The sequence below is a fragment of the Janthinobacterium sp. JF4 genome (genome assembly GCF_059617925.1).
Map to the genome: position 1 here is coordinate 1 of NZ_JCAQAV010000094.1, position 1929 is coordinate 1929.

The following is a 1929-nucleotide window of genomic DNA, read 5'->3' on the forward strand; positions in this document are numbered from 1 at the left end:
TGACCGTGTATCCCTGGATCGCGGAAACCATCGAAGTGCGCGGCACGCTGTTGCAAGCCGGCGCATCCCATACCATCGACACCCTGACCATCTATCCATGAGCACATACTTTGCCATCCTGACCGAAGTGGGCGAGGCCAAACTGGCCAACGCCATCGCCCTGGGTCAAACCCTGAAACTGAAAAGCCTGGCCGTGGGCGACGGCAACGGCAATCTGCCCATGCCTGTGCGCACGCAAAAGACACTCGTCCACGAAGTGCGCCGCGCTGGCCTGAACCAGCTGACCATCGACCCGGCCAACGCCAGCCAGATCATCGTCGAGCAAGTCTTGCCCGAGGACGTGGGCGGCTGGTGGATACGCGAAATCGGCATCTTTGACGAGGCCGGTGACCTGTGCGCAGTGGCCAACTGCCCGCCCAGCTACAAGCCCCTGATGGCCGAAGGCAGCGGGCGCACGCAAGTGGTGCGCATCGTGCTGATCGTCGCCAGCACGGCCGCCATCGAACTGAAAATCGACCCGTCCGTCATCCTGGCCACGCGCAAGTATGTCGATGACCAGGACATCATCGTGCGCGCCTACAGCGACGCGCAACTGGCCAAGCACCTGGCCGCTGTTGACCCGCATCCACTGCTGGCGAAGGTCGCCTATGTCGATCAGCAAGACGCCAGCGCGCGCGCCTATGGCGATCAGCAACTGGCCAAGCATCAGGCGGCTCTTGATCCGCACCCGCTGCTGGCGAAGGTCGCCTACGTCGATCAGCAGGACACCAGCGCCCGCGCCTATGGCGATCAGCAACTGGCCAAGCATCAGGCTGCTGCAGACCCGCACCCGCTGCTGGCGAAGGTCGCCTATGTCGATCAGCAGGACAACAGCGCACGTGCCTACGGCGACCAGCAACTGGCCAAGCACGTCGCCGCACTGGACCCGCACCCGCAATACAGCATGAAGGAGGTGGAGCCGCTGCCAAAGTTCGCAGCCTCGCGCAAGCTGGCCAGCGCCGGGTTCGTGCAGCAGGAACAAGGCAATGTCACCAAAATGGGATCGGTAGGCGTCTCGCGCAGCCTGGTGGCTGATGATATTGGCAGTGTGCTGTGGTTTTATGGAGGCGCCACGTTGACGCTGCCGCCGCCCTCCTCACTTGGTATTGCCACCAATTCCGGACGCTGCATTCACCTGTTCGGCTTTGGCGGGCATACCGGCAAGATCCTTGCCGGCAACGGTGCCTTAATCAACTTCGATATCGCAACAACATCGATTGTGCTGAAGTCTGGCCAGTACATTACATTGTGTGCAGCGGACGACAGTACCTGGCAGGTAATTAGTTCGACCGCAGAAATGCAGCGTAATCCCGACTTGGCGAATTATTTCAACGGCATTGGCATCACGCCAGCGCGTTTCGACAATAGCGCTAAACTGGCTACCACTGAATGGATGAATAAAGTCGGCCTGCAGAGCAATCTGCAATTCATTAGCGGTGGTGAAACCATCCTGACGCCAGAACATGCCGGCACGAGCTTAATCAATAACGCAAACGCAACAGCCACTGTCGTATTGCCTGACGCCAAGCAATGCCGCAAGGGCGCACGCCTGGAGTTCTTCTCGATGTACTCCGGCGCCGTGGGGATATCCATCAAACCAAGCGCCAACAATAATCTGTTTGTCAGTTCGGGGGCGTTACCCTCTATCGAAATCAGCAAAGGCGAGTCGCTGAGCATTGAAGGCGACGGTAATGGTTCATGGATTTGCGTCAGCGGCTCGGCCCAGTTGCGCTATGCCGCCTGCATGGCGAACTACTTCAACAACGTCACCACGACACAGCCGCAATTCGACAGCGATGACTCTGTGGCAAGCACGGCTTTCGTGCAGCGGGCGCTGGGCAACAAATCCCGGACCATCGGCATTCCCGCCAGCACCACACTGACGCCCGA

General features: G+C 59.7%; 1 protein-coding gene. It reads left to right on the top strand.

The window, feature by feature from the left end; translation table 11 throughout:
• Positions 1-97 precede the first annotated feature (97 nt).
• Positions 98-1929, top strand: a 1832-nt coding sequence (locus AC54AF_RS26985; RefSeq protein WP_496639042.1) for a phage tail-collar fiber domain-containing protein, incomplete at its 3' end; no start/stop codon positions are given.